The sequence below is a fragment of the Hydrogenophaga sp. GW823-FHT04C09 genome (assembly GCF_058796355.1).
Map to the genome: position 1 here is coordinate 139,574 of NZ_JBXAIO010000002.1, position 15,895 is coordinate 155,468.

14 protein-coding genes are annotated in these 15,895 nt (G+C 67.2%); 10 read left to right on the forward strand and 4 right to left on the reverse strand.

Annotated features, from left to right (window positions below; genetic code table 11):
* Nucleotides 1–50: 50 nt before the first annotated feature.
* From AC1Q9M_RS05745 to AC1Q9M_RS05760, 4 genes are all read right to left on the reverse strand, one after another.
* A complete protein-coding gene (locus AC1Q9M_RS05745; protein WP_492432852.1) occupies nucleotides 51–1,196 on the reverse strand; it encodes a flagellin in 1,146 nt (381 codons plus the stop codon).
* A gap of 40 nt (nucleotides 1,197–1,236) precedes the next feature.
* Nucleotides 1,237–2,385, reverse strand: coding sequence for a flagellin (locus tag AC1Q9M_RS05750; protein WP_444688489.1), 1,149 nt, complete (start codon nucleotides 2,383–2,385; stop codon nucleotides 1,237–1,239).
* A 203-nt stretch (nucleotides 2,386–2,588) separates the two neighbouring features.
* Nucleotides 2,589–3,998: a flagellar filament capping protein FliD gene (gene fliD, locus AC1Q9M_RS05755; RefSeq protein ID WP_492432854.1), complete on the reverse strand. Its 1,410-nt coding sequence runs from the start codon at nucleotides 3,996–3,998 to the stop codon at nucleotides 2,589–2,591.
* Nucleotides 3,999–4,160: 162 nt separating this feature from the next.
* Nucleotides 4,161–5,348, reverse strand: a complete 1,188-nt coding sequence (locus AC1Q9M_RS05760; protein WP_382161758.1) for a flagellin — start codon at nucleotides 5,346–5,348, stop codon at nucleotides 4,161–4,163.
* 548 nt (nucleotides 5,349–5,896) lie between these two features.
* On the opposite strand from AC1Q9M_RS05760, the gene flhD reads away from it, so the two are divergent.
* The 10 genes from flhD (at nucleotide 5,897) to AC1Q9M_RS05810 (ending at nucleotide 15,895) form a co-directional block, all read left to right on the forward strand.
* Nucleotides 5,897–6,232: a flagellar transcriptional regulator FlhD gene (gene flhD / locus AC1Q9M_RS05765; protein WP_297403347.1), complete on the forward strand. Its 336-nt coding sequence runs from the start codon at nucleotides 5,897–5,899 to the stop codon at nucleotides 6,230–6,232.
* Nucleotides 6,233–6,297: 65 nt separating this feature from the next.
* A complete protein-coding gene (gene flhC / locus AC1Q9M_RS05770; RefSeq protein ID WP_204733346.1) occupies nucleotides 6,298–6,834 on the forward strand; it encodes a flagellar transcriptional regulator FlhC in 537 nt (178 codons plus the stop codon).
* Between the two features lie 159 nt (nucleotides 6,835–6,993).
* Nucleotides 6,994–7,851 carry a flagellar motor stator protein MotA gene (gene motA / locus AC1Q9M_RS05775; protein ID WP_382161755.1) on the forward strand — a complete coding sequence of 286 codons (858 nt, stop codon included), beginning with the start codon at nucleotides 6,994–6,996 and terminating at the stop codon, nucleotides 7,849–7,851.
* A 120-nt stretch (nucleotides 7,852–7,971) separates the two neighbouring features.
* Nucleotides 7,972–9,066 (forward strand): flagellar motor protein MotB, encoded by a 1,095-nt coding sequence (motB, locus tag AC1Q9M_RS05780; RefSeq protein WP_444688487.1) that lies wholly within the window; start codon nucleotides 7,972–7,974, stop codon nucleotides 9,064–9,066.
* A 47-nt stretch (nucleotides 9,067–9,113) separates the two neighbouring features.
* Nucleotides 9,114–9,500, forward strand: a complete 387-nt coding sequence (gene cheY, locus AC1Q9M_RS05785) for a chemotaxis response regulator CheY (RefSeq protein WP_382161749.1) — start codon at nucleotides 9,114–9,116, stop codon at nucleotides 9,498–9,500.
* A 12-nt stretch (nucleotides 9,501–9,512) separates the two neighbouring features.
* A complete protein-coding gene (locus tag AC1Q9M_RS05790; protein ID WP_382161746.1) occupies nucleotides 9,513–10,139 on the forward strand; it encodes a protein phosphatase CheZ in 627 nt (208 codons plus the stop codon).
* A gap of 210 nt (nucleotides 10,140–10,349) precedes the next feature.
* The gene (locus AC1Q9M_RS05795) at nucleotides 10,350–11,507 is read left to right on the forward strand and encodes an EscU/YscU/HrcU family type III secretion system export apparatus switch protein (protein ID WP_444688486.1); all 1,158 of its coding nucleotides are present in this window, start codon (nucleotides 10,350–10,352) and stop codon (nucleotides 11,505–11,507) included.
* The gene (flhA, locus tag AC1Q9M_RS05800; protein WP_492432859.1) at nucleotides 11,504–13,579 is read left to right on the forward strand and encodes a flagellar biosynthesis protein FlhA; all 2,076 of its coding nucleotides are present in this window, start codon (nucleotides 11,504–11,506) and stop codon (nucleotides 13,577–13,579) included. Before AC1Q9M_RS05795 ends, flhA begins: the two co-directional genes overlap by 4 nt.
* Nucleotides 13,576–15,105 carry a flagellar biosynthesis GTPase FlhF gene (flhF, locus tag AC1Q9M_RS05805; protein WP_382323245.1) on the forward strand — a complete coding sequence of 510 codons (1,530 nt, stop codon included), beginning with the start codon at nucleotides 13,576–13,578 and terminating at the stop codon, nucleotides 15,103–15,105. The genes flhA and flhF overlap by 4 nt, the downstream gene beginning before the upstream one ends.
* The gene (locus AC1Q9M_RS05810; RefSeq protein WP_492432861.1) at nucleotides 15,098–15,895 is read left to right on the forward strand and encodes a hypothetical protein; all 798 of its coding nucleotides are present in this window, start codon (nucleotides 15,098–15,100) and stop codon (nucleotides 15,893–15,895) included. Before flhF ends, AC1Q9M_RS05810 begins: the two co-directional genes overlap by 8 nt.

Below are 15,895 nucleotides of genomic sequence, written 5' to 3' on the forward strand. Positions count from 1 at the left end.
GTTGCCCGGCTTTCGCCGCGCAACCGCCCTGGGGGCGATGCCTGCCGGAATCAACGCAGCAGGGACAGCACGCCTTGTTGTGCCTGGTTGGCTTGGGCGACCATCGCGGTGCCGGCCTGCTGCAGGATCTGGGCGCGCGACAGGTTGGACGTTTCCTTGGCGAAGTCGGCGTCCACGATGCGGCCACGCGCGGCGGAGATGTTCTCGCCGGTGATCTGGATGTTGGCCACGGCGTTTTCGAAGCGGCTTTGCAGGGCACCGAGGTCGGCGCGCGAGCTGTTGATCGAGTTGATCGCGTTGTCGATCACCTTCAGGGCCTTTTGCGCGTCGCCGAAGCTGTTGACGCTGATGTCGTCGAGCTGGCTGGCGGCGGCGGCACCGACGGCCACCGTGCCGGTGGCGGCGGCGGTGAAACCACCGAAATCGGCCACGGCGATGGCGCCTTCGGAGAAGGTCTCGAAGCCCGTCGCGACGCCGGCCGTGTAGGTGGCGCGGGCGAACACGCCGGTGTCGGACGACTTGGCGTTGATCGCGTCCACCACCTGCGTGGTGCGCTCGGCCGCCGAGGTGGCGGCGGAGATCGGGCCCAGGGCCACGCCCTTGACGGTCAGCGCACCGGCGGCGATGGCGGCGTTGGCACCGGCCGTGGTGGTGATCGTGCCCGCGCCGGTGACCAGCGAGGTGTTGCCCAGCGAGGTGGAGTTGGCGCTGACGATGGAGTCGATGGCGATGCCTTCACCGGCGTTGGCGCCGACCTGGAAGGTGGCGTTGGCGAACGTGCCGTCGAGCAGCTTGGTGCCGTTGAACGAGGTGGTCTTGGCGACACGGTCGATTTCCTGGCGCAGCTGCGTGACTTCGGCCTGCAGGGCGGTGCGGTCGCTGCCGTTGTTGGAGGCGTTGGCCGACTGCACAGCCAGTTCGCGCATGCGCTGCAGCATGTCGCCCACCTTGCCCAGCGCGCCTTCGGCGGTCTGGGCCAGCGAGATGCCGTCGTTGGCATTGCGGGCCGCCACGTTCAGGCCGCGCACCTGGGCGTTCATGCGCTCGGAGATGGCGAGGCCGGCGGCGTCGTCCTTGGCGCTGTTGACGCGCAGGCCCGAGGAGAGGCGCTGCATGGAGGTGGCCAGCGAGCTGGAGGTCGTGCCCAGGTTGCGCTGGGCGGTCATCGACATCACGTTCGTGTTGATGGTGGTCATGGTGTTTTCCGTTCAAAAAATGGAGGTGATGGACGATCGATCAGCGCAGCAGGGACAGCACGCCCTGTTGCGCCTGGTTGGCTTGCGCCACCATCGCGGTGCCGGCCTGTTGCAGGATCTGGGCGCGCGACAGGTTCGACGTTTCCTTGGCGAAGTCGGCGTCGACGATGCGGCCGCGCGCGGCGGAGATGTTCTCGCCGGTGATCTGGATGTTGGCCACGGCGTTCTCGAAGCGGCTCTGCAGGGCACCGAGGTCGGCGCGCGAGCTGTTGATCGAGTTGATCGCGGTGTCGATCACCTTCAGGGCCTTTTGCGCATCACCGAAGCTGTTGACGCTGATGTCGTCGAGCTGGCTCGTGGCCGCGGCGCTGTCGGCCGGGGCCGCGCCGGTGGTGGTGGCACCGAAGCCGACGAAGCTGGCGGCCGTGATGGCGGTGTCGGAGAACACCTCGAAGCCGGTGGCGGTGCCGCCGGCGTTGTAGGTGACGCGGGCGAACACGCCGGTGTCGGACGACTTGGCGTTGATCGCGTCCACGACCTGCGTGTTGCGACCGGCGGCCGTGGTGGCGACGGAGACCGGGCCCAGGGCCACGCCGCGCACGGTCAGCGCGCCCGCGGCGATGGCGCCCAGGGCGGTGCCGTCGTTGATCGCGCTGGTCGAGGTGGCCAGCGAGGTGTTGCCCAGGGCGGTGGAGTTGGCGCTGACGATGGAGTCGATGGCGATGCCTTCACCGGCGTTGGCGCCGACCTGGAAGGTGGCGTTGGCGAACGAACCGTCGAGCAGCTTGGTGCCGTTGAACGAGGTGGTCTTGGCGACACGGTCGATTTCCTGGCGCAGCTGCGTGACTTCGGCCTGCAGGGCGGTGCGGTCGCTGCCGTTGTTGGAGGCGTTGGCCGATTGCACAGCCAGTTCGCGCATGCGCTGCAGCATGTCGCCCACCTTGCCCAGCGCGCCTTCGGCGGTCTGGGCCAGCGAGATGCCGTCGTTGGCATTGCGGGCCGCCACGTTCAGGCCGCGCACCTGGGCGTTCATGCGCTCGGAGATGGCGAGGCCGGCGGCGTCGTCCTTGGCGCTGTTGACGCGCAGGCCCGAGGAGAGGCGCTGCATGGAGGTGGCCAGCGAGCTGGAGGTGGTGCCCAGGTTGCGCTGGGCGGTCATCGACATCACGTTCGTGTTGATGGTGGTCATAACTAGCTCCGGTTGAGTGGTTGGGCTGACTGCCCGGCTGCCCGGGCCACGAACCCATGGAGAAGTTCGTTGCAACCTATTTCGGTGCCTGCCACGTTTTCTTGAGGAAATCGAACCCGACCTGCCGCCGTTGCGGAAAAACGCACGAAAAAAAGCCCTGGCCGCATGAAGCGCCAGGGCATCCGTGGAGCGGACCCTTCAACTCAACCTGTGGACTTGTTCCACTGCGCGATCTGTTGCGTGACGAAGGCGTTGAGCGAGTTGAGCTGGCCCACCATCGCGTCCATCGCGTTGTACTGCTTGAGGTAACGCGATTCGGCGCGGACGGCGCGTTCGTTCACCTTTTCCTGTTCCTTGGTGTTGCGCTTGGCGGCTTCGCGCAGCGATTCGGAGCGCGAGGTCAGCGTGCCGCTGGCGCCCGCGAAACCTTCGGCGAAGGTCTTGAGCTTTTCGCCGAAGCCCTGCGCCGTGGGGTCGATGTGGTCGGCGTTGAACAGGTTCTGCACCGCCTGGGGGTTGTCCAGCGCCTTGCCCAGCTTGGTGCTGTCGACGGTCATCTTGCCGCCCGACTTGATGTCGATGCCGATGTCGGCCAGCGTGGTGAACTCACCGCCCGGCGTGAACGAGCGCATCATGCCGCGCAGCGCGTTCTGCAGGCCCACGGCCGTGCTGTCGCCCTGCAGCGAGCCGGCCACCTTGGTCTCCGAGTTGTAGCCCGTGGTGCTGCTGAGCATGTCGTTGAGCGCGTTGTACGCGTCGACGAAGGACTGGATGGTCTTGGTCATCGCCTCCTTGTCGTTGGTGATCGAGATCTCCACCGGCGCCGTCGTCGTCTGCGAGAACTGCAGGGTGATGCCGGGCAGGCCGTCCTTGTAGGTGTTGCTGGCCGACTCGATGGCGATGCCGTTGATGGTGGCCAGCGCGTTGGCGCCGTGCGTGATCTGCACGCCCGAGGCCACGCCGCCCTGCACCGCCAGGCGCGAGAGGCCGGTGCTGGCCACACCGTCGCTGTCGGTGACCTGCATCTCGAAGCCCATGGCCTCGCCGGTTTCCTTGGAGCGCATCAGCAGGCGTTCACCCGTGGCGTCGCGCAGCACGGTGGCGGTCACGCCGGCGTCGGCCGCGTTGATCTTGGCCGCGATCGCGGTGAGCGTGTCTTCGCCTTCGGCGATCTCGATGTCCACGGCGGCCTTGTCGCCGGCCACGAAGGAGCCCGAGCTCCAGTCGCCCAGCGTGATCTTCAGGCTGCCCGCGCCCATGGCCGTGTCTTTGGGCACCGCCAGCGTGGCCGTGGACTGCGCCCGGGCCAGCTGCGACACCTCGACCGACATCGCGGTGGGCGCGGTGCCCGTGGCCGCGGTGACGCCGACGGCGGCGGCCAGCGAGGAACTCCCCTTGACGGCCTTGAAGGCATTGGGGTCGGCCAGCTTGGTGCCGAGCTCGCCCAGCGAGTTCATCATCGACGTCAGCGTGCCGAAGAGCGAGATCTTGCTCTGGATCTTGGTGGCCTGCGTCTGCAGCCCCGCCAGCGGCGCGCGTTCGAGTGCGACCAGCTGCGAGACGATGGTTTCGATCGGGACGCCGCTGGCCATGCCGGTGGAGGTGATGGGCATGTCAGGTCTCCGCGCCGGCGCGGGGCGCCGGCGTGTGGGTGGAAGCGGGTCGGTTCTTCATGTTCTGTTTCCTCCGGGATGTACGCACCACACGCCAGGGCATGCGGTCTGTGCATCCCGCAATCGCCGTTGGCCACGGCGCATGCGGATGTGCGCGCTCGATCAGGAACGCAGCAGCGAGAGCACCCCCTGGGGAATCTGGTTGGCCTGCGCCACCATGGCGGTGCCGGCCTGTTGCAGGATCTGGGCGCGCGAGAGGTTGGACGTTTCCTTGGCGAAGTCGGCGTCGACGATGCGGCCGCGCGCGGCGGAGATGTTCTCGCCCGTGATCTGGATGTTGGCCACGGCGTTCTCGAAGCGGCTTTGCAGGGCACCGAGGTCGGCGCGCGAGCTGTTGATCGCGTTGATGGCGTTGTCGATCACCTTCAGGGCGAGCTGCGAGTCGCCGAAGGAGTTGACGTTGATGTCTTCGACGAAGGAATCGGCGGCGGCGGCGGTGGCCGCGCCAGCGCCGGTGGTGCCGGCGGCGAAGTTGCCGAAGTCGGCGGCCACGAGCGCGCGGTCGGAGAACACCTCGTAGCCGTCCATCACGCCAGCGGTGAAAGTGGGGCGGGCGAACACGCCGGTGTCGGAGGACTTGGCGTTGATCGCATCGACCATCTGGCCGGCGCGTTGCGCCAGCGTGGTGGCTTCACCGATGGGGCCGAGGTTGACCGCGTTGCCGTTGGCGTCGTCGATCGAGAGCGGCGTGGCGCCACCGGCGGGGATGGCGGCCAGCACGGCGGGCGCGACCGGCGTGGCCGGCGGCACGATCTTGGCGGTGGTGTGCACCGAGGTCTGGCCCAGCGCCGCGGAGTTGGAGTTGACGATGCTGTCGATGGAGATGCCTTCACCGGCGTTGGCACCGACCTGGAAGGTGGCGTTGGCGAACGAGCCGTCGAGCAGCTTGGTGCCGTTGAACGAGGTGGTCTTGGCCACACGGTCGATTTCCTGGCGCAGCTGCTGCACCTCGGCGTTGAGCGCGGTGCGGTCGCTGCCGTTGTTCGAGGCGTTGGCCGACTGCACGGCCAGTTCGCGCATGCGCTGCAGCATGTCGCCGACCTTGCCCAGCGCGCCTTCGGCGGTCTGGGCCAGCGAGATGCCGTCGTTGGCGTTGCGCGCGGCCACGTTGAGGCCACGCACCTGGGTGTTCATGCGTTCGGAAATCGCGAGGCCGGCGGCATCGTCTTTCGCGCTGTTCACGCGCAGGCCCGAAGACAGGCGCTGCATGGAAGTGGCCAACGAGCTGGCCGAGCTGCTCAGATTTCGCTGAGCATTCATCGACATCACGTTCGTGTTGATGGTGGTCATAACTAACTCCTGTAAATGGACTTGGAAAGTGAACCGGCTTCATGGGCATTGCTGCCCATCGCCGTGTCGACCCTTGCGGGCCTCCACCGTCGCTGCTCGCCGCCTTTGCTGGCCGGACGACGAACCCATTTGGAAGTTCGTTGAGTCAATTTCGGTGATGAGTGGAGATTCTTGAGGTTTGTCTGCAATCCAACCGGCGGATAAACCGGGCCGTTCGGCGCCAGTTCATGGCTTAAAGGGGCTCCCCCCTGCGCCGCTTTGCGGCTTCCCCCCTCTGTGGCGCGCCTTCGGCGCTTCGAGGGGGGGGACGGCGTCTCGGGCCGGCGGAGCCGGACCCTTGACGCCTCTTGAGGGGGCGGCTTCTCTCCTGCGCCGCTCCACAGGCAGGATCGTTTTGAGTACCAAGGTTGTAGGTGTTTGGATGACAAGGGGGTGCTGCGCGCCTGACGCAACGCACAGACATTTCCCGATTCAAGTTTTTTTACCGCTCGACACAATTCATACATCGGGCCAACAAACAGCGGCTCCTACTGAAAGAAGGAAACATCATGGACAGCGAACAACTCCTGGCAGAAATCCGCGAAGCCAACCTGACCTACCTCATGCTGGCGCAGAACCTGATCCGCAAGGACCGCGCCGAAGCCCTGTACCGCCTGGGCCTGACCGAAGAAGCCGCCGACCTGCTGGGCATGCTGTCCACCGCGCAGCTGCTCAAGATCGCTTCCAGCAACATGCTGCTGTGCCGCTTCCGCGTCGACGACGACCTGGTGTGGAACCTGCTGACCAGCCACAACGTGAAGAAGGTGGACAACAGCACCACCACCCAGCTGCACGCCAGCATCCTGATGGCCGGCCGTTTCGCCGAGTCCATGGCCGCTCACTGAGCCGCGCTCCCGCTTCCCTCCTTCTTTCTTCTTCTCTCTCACCGTTTCATCTCCAGGAGCCCACCATGGCCGCAGGCAAGAGCATCCTCAACGAGTCGCGTGACATCGAGCGCGCTGTCGCCCTGATCCAGCTCGGCGCCCGCCTGCAGGTGCTGGAGTACGAAACCAGCCTGTCCTACGAGCGCCTGCTGCGCCTGTACAAGGAAGTCGCCGGCAAGTCGCCGTCCAAGGGCCAGCTGCCCTTCTCGACCGACTGGTTCCTGACCTGGCAGCCCAACATCCACTCGTCGCTGTTCCTCAACATCCACGAGTACCTCTCCAAGACCAGCGAACTCGAAGAGATCGACACGGTCATCAAGGCCTTCCGCCTCTACAGCGAACAGATGCAGGCCAGCGCCATCGAGCCGCTGCTCTCCGTCACCCGCGCCTGGCGCCTGGTGAAGTTCGTCGACAACGGCATGCTCACGCTGACCAAGTGCTCCTGCTGCGGTGGCCACTTCGTCACCGAACCCTACGAAAACCGCCATTTCGTCTGCGGCCTGTGCCAGCCGCCGGCCCGCGCCGGCAAGGGCAGCGCCAACGGCGGTCTGCGGTTGCACTGAGCCCGAGCCTTTTCGCTCAAACCCTGAAATGGACCCCGATGCGGGTCCATTTCGCGTTTATGGCCTTCTTCATTCCCACCTAGAGTTGACCGATAGAAAACACATTCCTCCAAGTCACGCGTGCGCCGGTGTGCCGCGTCCTCTTCCAGGCACAAGAACATGTTCGTCATCATTGGTTTCGTGGTTTCGATGGTCTGCATCTTCGGGGTATTCATATTCCACGGAGGCAACATCGGTGTCGTGCTCAAGGCGCTGCCTTTCGAGCTGACGACCATCCTGGGCGCTGCGCTGGGGGCTTTCCTCATCAACAACCAGATGAAGGTGGTCAAGGCTTCGTTCAAGGGCCTGGCCCAGTGCTTCAAGGGAAGCCGCTACACCAAGGCGCGCTACATGGAGCTGCTCGCGCTGCTGTTCGACATCCTGCAGAAGGCCCGCAAGGAAGGCCTGATGGCGATCGAGCAGGACGTGGAGAACCCGCACGACTCCGCGCTGTTCAAGAAATACCCCACCATCTCGGCCGACCACCACGTGGTCGAGTTCATCACCGACTACCTGCGCATGATGGTCTCGGGCAACCTGAACGCGCACGAGATCGAGTCGCTGATGGACGCCGAGATCGAAACCCATCACCAGGAAGCGCACGCCCCGGTGGCCGCCATCGGCCGCCTGGCCGGCGGCCTGCCGGCCTTCGGCATCGTGGCCGCCGTGCTGGGCGTGGTGAACACCATGGGCTCGGTCGGCCAGCCGCCCGCCGTGCTCGGCGCCATGATCGGTTCGGCCCTGGTCGGTACCTTCCTCGGCATCTTGCTGGCGTACGGCGTGTTCGAACCGCTCGGCGGCCTGCTGGACCAGAAGATGGAAGAGGGCAGCAAGGAGCTGCTGTGCGTCAAGACCACGCTGCTCTCCAGCATGCAGGGTTATGCGCCGCTGACCGCGATCGAGTTCGGCCGCAAGGTGCTGTTCGCCGACGTGCGGCCGACCTTCGCCGAGCTGGAAACCCACGTGAAGAAAAAATGAAATACCCCCCGCGCCGCTTCGCGTCTCCCCCCTGGAAGGGGGGCGGCACCTTGGGCCGGCAAAGCCGGACCCGTGGTGCCTCTGGACGGAGCTGCTTCACGCCGGATGTAGGAGCTCGTCATGGCGGGTGATGGAAAGAAACTTCAACCGATCATCATCAAGCGCATCAAGAAGGGTGGCCATGCCGCCCATGGTGGTGCGTGGAAGATCGCCTACGCCGACTTCGTGACCGCGATGATGGCCTTCTTCCTGCTCATGTGGCTGCTGGGCTCCACGGCCAAGGGCGAGCTGCAGGGCATCGCGAGCTACTTCCAGTCGCCGGTGAAGGTCTCGCTCATGGGCGGCCCGGGCACCGGCAACAGCAGCAGCATCCTGCCCGGCGGTGGGCGCGACCTGAGCAAGTCCTTCGGCCAGATGGACAGCGGCGAGGCCGAGCGCGCGGCCAAGCTCATCGGCGCCCAGATGGCGCGCGCCGACTCGATGCGCCGCGACGCCGCGCGCATCGACGCGCTGGAGCGCAAGATCACCACGCTGATCGAAAAGAACCCCAAACTCTCGGAGTTCGGTTCGCAGATCCAGCTGGAAAAAACCCTCGACGGCCTGCACATCCAGATCGTGGACCAGCAGAACCGGCCCATGTTCGACACCGGCAGCGCGCTGGTGAAACCCTACATGCGCGACATCCTGCGCGAGATCGGCGCGGCGCTGGGCGACGTGGAGAACCGCATCGCCCTGGCCGGCCACACCGACGCCACGCCCTACGGCAGCGGCGAGCGCGGCTACAGCAACTGGGAACTCTCGGCCGACCGGGCCAACGCCTCGCGCCGCGAACTGGTGGCCGGCGGCCTGCCGCAGGACAAGCTGCGCCGGGTGGAAGGCCTGGCGTCAAGCCGCCTGCTGCGCGAAGACCTGCCCACCGACCCGATCAACCGCCGCATCAGCATCGTGGTGATGACGCAGGAGGCCGAAGACCGCCTGCTGCCCCGCTCGTCGCCCACGCCCGTGATGCCCATGCTCGAACCCATGCCGCCGCCGCTGCCCACCGCGGCCGCCAAGCCCCAGACCGCCCCCCGCGTGGCCGCCCAGCCGGCCGCCGCCGGCGCCGCACCGGACGTGCCCGCCGTGCCTGTGAAGACCGCCGACCCCGTCATTGCGCTGCCCACGCTTCAGATTTCCGGGCAAGTGACGAAATCTCCTTCACAGAGCGGTGGCTGACGCGGCCGGCTCCTCTTCCTTGATCCTTTCCTCCCACGGAGGCTTTCATGTCCACCCCGATGAAATTCCTGATCGTTGACGACTTCTCCACCATGCGCCGCATCGTGCGCAACCTGCTCAAGGAGATCGGGCACGCCGACGCCGACGAGGCCGAAGACGGTGCGATCGCGCTGAGCAAGCTGCGCAACGGCGGCTTCAACTTCGTGGTGTCGGACATCAACATGCCCAACATGAACGGCTTCGAGCTGCTGGCCCAGATCAAGCAGGACGAGAAGCTCAAGCACCTGCCGGTGCTGATGGTGACCGCCGAGGCGCGCAAGGAAGACATCGTGATGGCGGCGCAGAACGGTGCCGCCGGTTACATCGTCAAGCCCTTCACCAAGGCCACGCTGGAAGAAAAGCTCGCGAACATCTTCAAGAAGCTCGGCATCTGAGAGGGCCGCACCATGAATCAACAACAAGAAGAGGCGGCGTCGGGCAACCCCGACATGTTCCGCCAACTCGGTTCGATCACGCGGCAGCTGCACGATGCGCTCAAGGAGCTGGGCTACACCGACAAGCTCAAAGGCACGGTGGACCAGCTGCCCGACGCGCAGAGCCGCCTGTCCTACATCGCGCGCCTGACGGGCGAGGCGGCTGAAAAGGTGCTCAACCACGTGGACGAAGGCAAGGCCGAGCAGGCGAAGATCGCCGAACGCGGTCGCCAGCTGGCCGACACCATCTCCCGCGTCCCCGGCCTGGCCCGCGCCATGCCCGAGCTGCTGGAATGGTCGAAAGACATCGTCGAGCTGAGCGACAAGTCCGACGCGCGCCTGACCGACATCATGATGGCGCAGGACTTCCACGACCTCACCGGCCAGGTGATCGGCCGCGTGGTCCAGCTCGCCGGCACCATCGAAGAACAGCTGCTCAGCCTGCTGCTGCAATCCGCCCCCGGCGGCCAGCCAGGCCAGGACCATGCCATCGTGGACCAGCCCGCCCTGGCTGGCCCCGTGGTCAACGCCGAAGGCCGCACCGACGTGGTGAGCGACCAGGCGCAGGTCGACGACCTGCTAGCGAGTTTGGGGTTTTGACCCCCGCGGCGCTTCGCGCCACCCCCTTTCAGGGGGCAATGCCAGTGGCCCGGCAAAGCCGGTTCGGGGGACACCCGCGGAGCAGAACGCCCGGCCTCCCCGAGCCCGCGAGGTGACGGGAAAGAAAAGCGCCATTCAAGGGCGTCTTATCGCCCTTTAGTTTTTCCTGGCGGCTTCCAGAATCGGATTCACCGATCGTGTGAACCGCCCATGGACTCCTCCGCCCAAGACAAGAACCTGCCAGCCACCGCGCAGCGCCTGAAAAAGGCGCGCGACGATGGCCAGGTGCCGCGTTCCAAGGACCTGTCCAACCTCGCCGTGCTCGGTGGCGGCGCCCTCATCCTGGTCGCGCTCGCCCCCGTCGGCTTCGAAAAACTGCGCAGCGCCCTGCAAGGCCAGCTGCGCTTCGACCACCAGACCCTGCTCAAACCCGAACTCGCCACCGAACGCCTGGTGGACGGCTTCGCGCAAGGCCTCATGCTCTACCTGCCGCTGGGCGTGGCCGTGCTCGCCATCGTGCTGCTCGCCGCCTTCGGCTCCGGCAGCTGGGCCCTGAGCACCAAGCCCCTCGTGCCCGACCTCAGCCGCATCAACCCGCTCAAGGGCATCGGCCGCCTCTTCACCAAACAACAGCTCTTCGACACCGCCAAGCTGGCCGCCATCTCCGCCATCGTCGGGCTGGTGGCCTGGCAGTTCCTCTCGTCCCACGTGCAGGACTTCGCCATGCTGGTCATGCAGCCGCTGGAATCGGGCCTGGGCCAGCTCGGCCACTGGCTCATGCTCGGCGTGGGCCTGCTGCTGATGGTGGTGGCGCTCGTCGCCGTGATCGACTTCCCGGCGCAGAAATTTTTGCACGCGCAACGCATGCGCATGTCGCACCAGGAAGTGAAACAGGAACACAAGGAAGCCGAAGGCGACCCGCACTTCAAGTCCAAGCGCCGCGCGATGCAGCGCGAGATGGCCCAGCGCAACAGCGTGGGCGCCGTGCCCAAGGCCGACCTGGTGGTCATGAACCCGACCCACTACGCCGTGGCCATCCGCTACGACGACGCCAGCATGAACGCGCCGCGCGTGATCGCCAAGGGCGCCGACCTGCTGGCCATGAAGATCCGCGACGTGGCCAAGGCCCACAAGGTGCCGGTGCTGCAGTCGCCCATGCTGGCGCGCGCGCTCTACGCCCACGCCGAGATCGACGACGAGATCCCTTCGGCGCTCTACACCGCCGTGGCCCAGGTGCTGGCCTACGTGTACCAGCTCAAGGCCGCCATGAAGGGCCAGGGCGCCATGCCCGCCGCGCAGCCCGAACCCCTGGTGCCGCCCGAGCTCGATCCGCACTTCAAGAAACCCGCCAAAGAGGCCTCTGAATGAACCTGCAAGCGCTGCAGCAATGGTTGAACCGCAACGCCAGCTGGGCCGGCGGCCTGGCCGCGCCCATGCTGGTCATCACCATCCTGTCGATGATGGTGCTGCCGCTGCCACCCTGGCTGCTGGACACCTTCTTCACGCTCAACATCGCGCTGGCGCTGGTGGTGATGATGGTGGCGGCCTACATGAAGCGGCCGCTGGACTTCTCGGTCTTTCCCACCGTGCTGCTGCTCACCACGCTGCTGCGCCTCTCGCTCAACGTGGCCTCCACCCGCGTGGTGCTGCTCGAAGGCCACACCGGCCCGGGCGCGGCCGGCGCGGTGATCGAGGCCTTCGGCCACTTCCTGATCGGCGGCAACTTCGCGGTCGGTTTCATCGTGTTCGCGATCCTGGTGGTGATCAACTTCGTGGTGATCACCAAGGGCTCGGAGCGCATCGCCGAGGTCTCGGCCCGCTTCACCCTGGACGCCATGCCCGGCAAGCAGATGGCGATCGACGCCGACCTGAACGCCGGCCTGATCGACGACAAGGAGGCCAAGCGCCGCCGCCGCGAAGTGGGCGAGGAAGCCGAGTTCTTCGGCTCCATGGACGGTGCCTCCAAGTTCGTGCGCGGCGACGCCATCGCCGGCATCCTGATCCTGTTCATCAACATCATCGGCGGCTTCATCATCGGCGTGCTGCAGCACGGCCTCTCGGCCGGCCAGGCGGCGGACAACTACATCCTGCTGGCCGTCGGTGACGCGCTGGTGGCGCAGATTCCCTCGCTGCTGATCTCGGTGGCCGCGGCCATGGTGGTCTCGCGCGTGGGCAAGGACGAAGACCTGGGCGTGCAGGTGATGGAGCAGATGTTCCTCTCGCCCAAGGTGCTGGGCATCACCGCCGCCGTGCTGTTCATGCTGGGCATCGTGCCGGGCATGCCGCACCTGGTGTTCCTGAGCTTCGCGGCCATCGCCGGCGGCCTGGCCTACTGGGTGGCGCGCGAGCAGGCCAAGCCCGCGCCCGAACCGGAAGCGCCGGCCGTGCAGGGCGACGGCGAAGCCACCTGGGACGACCTGCAGCCGGTCGACCTGCTGGGCCTGGAACTGGGCTACCGCCTGATCGCCATGGTGGACAAGACCCGCCAGGGCGACCTGCTCACCCGCATCAAGGGCGTGCGCAAGAAGTTCGCGCAGGAGGTCGGTTTCCTGCCGCCCGCGGTGCACGTGCGCGACAACCTGGAGCTGCGCCCCAGCGCCTACCGCATCACGCTGCGCGGCGTGGTGGTGGGCGAGGGCGAGGTGTTCCCGGGCATGTTCCTGGCGATCGACCCGGGTGGCATCGGCACCCCGCTGATCGGCACGCCCACCACCGACCCGGCGTTTGGCCTGCCCGCGCTCTGGATCGACGAAAAGCAGCGTGAGAACGCGCAAATGGCCGGTTTTACCGTGGTTGATTCCGAGACCGTGCTGGCCACGCATCTTTCACACTTGATGCAAGTCCAGGCGGCCAAGTTGCTGAGCCGGACGGAGACCCAGGACCTGGTTGAACACGTCACCCGCCTGGCCCCCAAACTGATCGAAGAAGTCGTGCCCAAAATGGTCCCGGTTGCCACCTTCCAGAAAGTCCTCCAGCTGCTGCTGGAAGAGTCTGTGCATGTGCGCGACATCCGCACCATCATCGAATCGCTGGCCGAGCACGCCCCCCACACCACCGACCCGACCGAGCTGGCCCGCCGCGTGCGCATGGCGCTCTCGCCGGCCATCGTGCAGCAGATCTACGGCCCGGTGAAGGAACTCGAGGTCATCGCCATCGAGCCCGGCCTGGAGCGCCTGCTGATGCAGGCCCTCTCGGGCAGCGCCAACGGCGCGCTGGACCCGGGCGTGGCCGAGATGCTGAGCAAATCCGCCACCGACATCGCCAACCGCCAGGAAGAGAAGGGCGTGCCCGCCTGCCTGCTGGTGCCCGACGCCATCCGCAATGCCATGTCCCGCCTGCTGCGCCGCGCCGCGCCGCGCCTGCAGGTCCTGGCGCACAGCGAAATACCTGAAACCCACCTGATCCGCATCGGCCCGATCCTTGGAGAACTTGCAGCATGAACATCCAACGCTTCATTGCCCCCACGTCCCGCGAAGCCATGAACAAGGCGCGCAAGACCTTTGGCGACAGCGCCGTGATCCTCTCCACCCGCAACACCGCTGAAGGTTTCGAGGTGATGGCCGCCGCCGAGGAAAGCCTGGCTTCGCTGGCCGATCACGCGAACGCCGCGCCGGCCGCCGCCGCTGCCGCTGCCGCGCCCGCCCGTCCCAAGGCCTCCACCACCGGTTCGCTGGCCGCGCCGCAGTCGGTGCAGAGCGACACCGAGACGCTGGCGATGAGCACGCTGTCGTTCCAGGACTATGTGCGCGAACGCATGCTGCGCAAGCGCCGCGAGTCGCTGCACGGCACGCCCGCCGCGGCCGCCGAAACCGCGGCGCCCGCCATCGAGCGCCGCGCGCCGGCCCCGGTCGCCGCGCCGCAGATCGTGACCCGGCCCGAGCCGATCGAGGTGCCGGTGCAGCGCTTCAACCAGCCCGAACCCATCGTGGCGCGCAAGCCCGCCCCGATCCGCACCCGCTCCAGCGAGCCGGCGTGGGAAGACTCGCAGCCGCCGTCCACGCGCTTCCCCAGCCACGACGACAGCCGCATGGCGGTCGAGCTCTCGGCGCTCAAGGACATGATCGAGGAGCGCTTCAACACCCTGGCCTGGCTCGGCTCGTCCAAGCAGAACCCGATCCAGTCCAACCTGATGCTCAAGATGATCCGCGCCGGCTACTCGCCCGCGATGTCGCGCGCCGTGCTCGAGCGCGTGCCGGCCGAGGCCAATGCCGCCGAAGCGGTGCGCTGGCTGATGGATGTGATCACCCGCAACCTCAAGGTCGCGACGCCCGGCGCCGGCCTGTGCGACGAAGGCGGCGTGGTCTCGCTGGTGGGCGCCACCGGCGTGGGCAAGACCACCACAGCCGCCAAGCTGGCCGCGCAGTGCGTCAAACAATACGGTGCCGGCAGCGTGGGCCTGATCACGCTGGACACCTACCGCGTCTCCGGCTTCGAGCAGCTGCGCGCCTTCGGCCGCATGCTGGGCGTTGTCGCCCACCTGGCGCACGACCGCGCCGCGCTCAAGGACCTGCTCAACCTGCTGGGCAACAAGCGCCTGGTGATCATTGACACCGCCGGCCTGGGCCAGCGCGACCAGCGCATCCAGGACATGCTGGACGTGCTCGACATCCCCAAGGTCAAGAAGACCCTGGTGCTCAACGCCGGCTCGCAAGGTGACACGCTGGACGAGGTGCTGACCTCGTTCAAAGCGAGCTCGCTGCACGGTGTGGTGCTCTCCAAGGTGGACGAAGCCGTCAAGCTCGGCCCGTCGCTGGACGCGCTGATCCGCCACCAGGTGGTGCTGCGCGGCGTGGCCAACGGCCAGCGCGTGCCCGAAGACTGGCAGAACGCCGATGCCGCCGCGCTGGTGCGCCTGTCCATGGGCACGCAGGGCAAGTCGGCCTACGACCCGCAACCCACCGACATGGGTTTCTTCTTTGCCCAGGCCTCCGGCCGCGGCATCGACCTGGGGGCGGCCCATGTTTGAACCCGGCTTCGACCAGGCCGCCGGTTTGCGGGGCGAACCGCCCGTGGGCGGGCCGGTGCTGGTGCCGGTGTCCAGCCCGGCGCAGCCCGCGCGCGCCTACGAATGGCTCTGCACGCTGGCCACCGCGCTCACGGCCGAAGGCCGGGCGGTGGTGATCGTCGATGGCACGGCCACCGAAGCCCGCAGCCGCGACCGCCACGACGGCGCCCACCTGGGCCTGATGCGCGTGCTGCAAGACCCCTCCATCGCTCACCTGGAACACCCCCTGGATGGCGCCGACTGGCTCGTGATGCCCGGCGCCGCCGGCCTGCAGGCCTTGCAGGAAACCGCGCAGGCCGCGGGCAGCCAGGTCGCGCTCTCGCGCCTGCTGACGCCGTTCGCCTCGGGCGCGGTGGTGCTGCTGTTCGCGCCCGCCTTCTCGCTGGCCGGTTTGCTGTACGGCCTGGGTGCCCGCGCGCTGGTGCCCGTGATCGAACAACCGCAGTCCAGCATCGACGCCTACGGCGCGGTCAAGCTGCTGGACGCGGCCGGCCTGGCGCCGGTACTCGCCCCGCTGGCCTCCGGCGCGCCCGCCGCGCTGCAGACCGTGGTGCACACGGTGATCGACACCGCGCAGCGCCACCTCGGCCTGTCGCTGGACAGCTGGCCCGTGGCCACCTGGGCCCTGCGCGCGCAGGAAAGCGCGATCGAGCGGCCCCGCCCGACCCATGCGCACGGCTACCACGGCCTGGTGCCCGGCGCCTCGCGCACCGGCCGCTCCACGGCCGCCGCCCCTTCTCTCTGGAGCTGA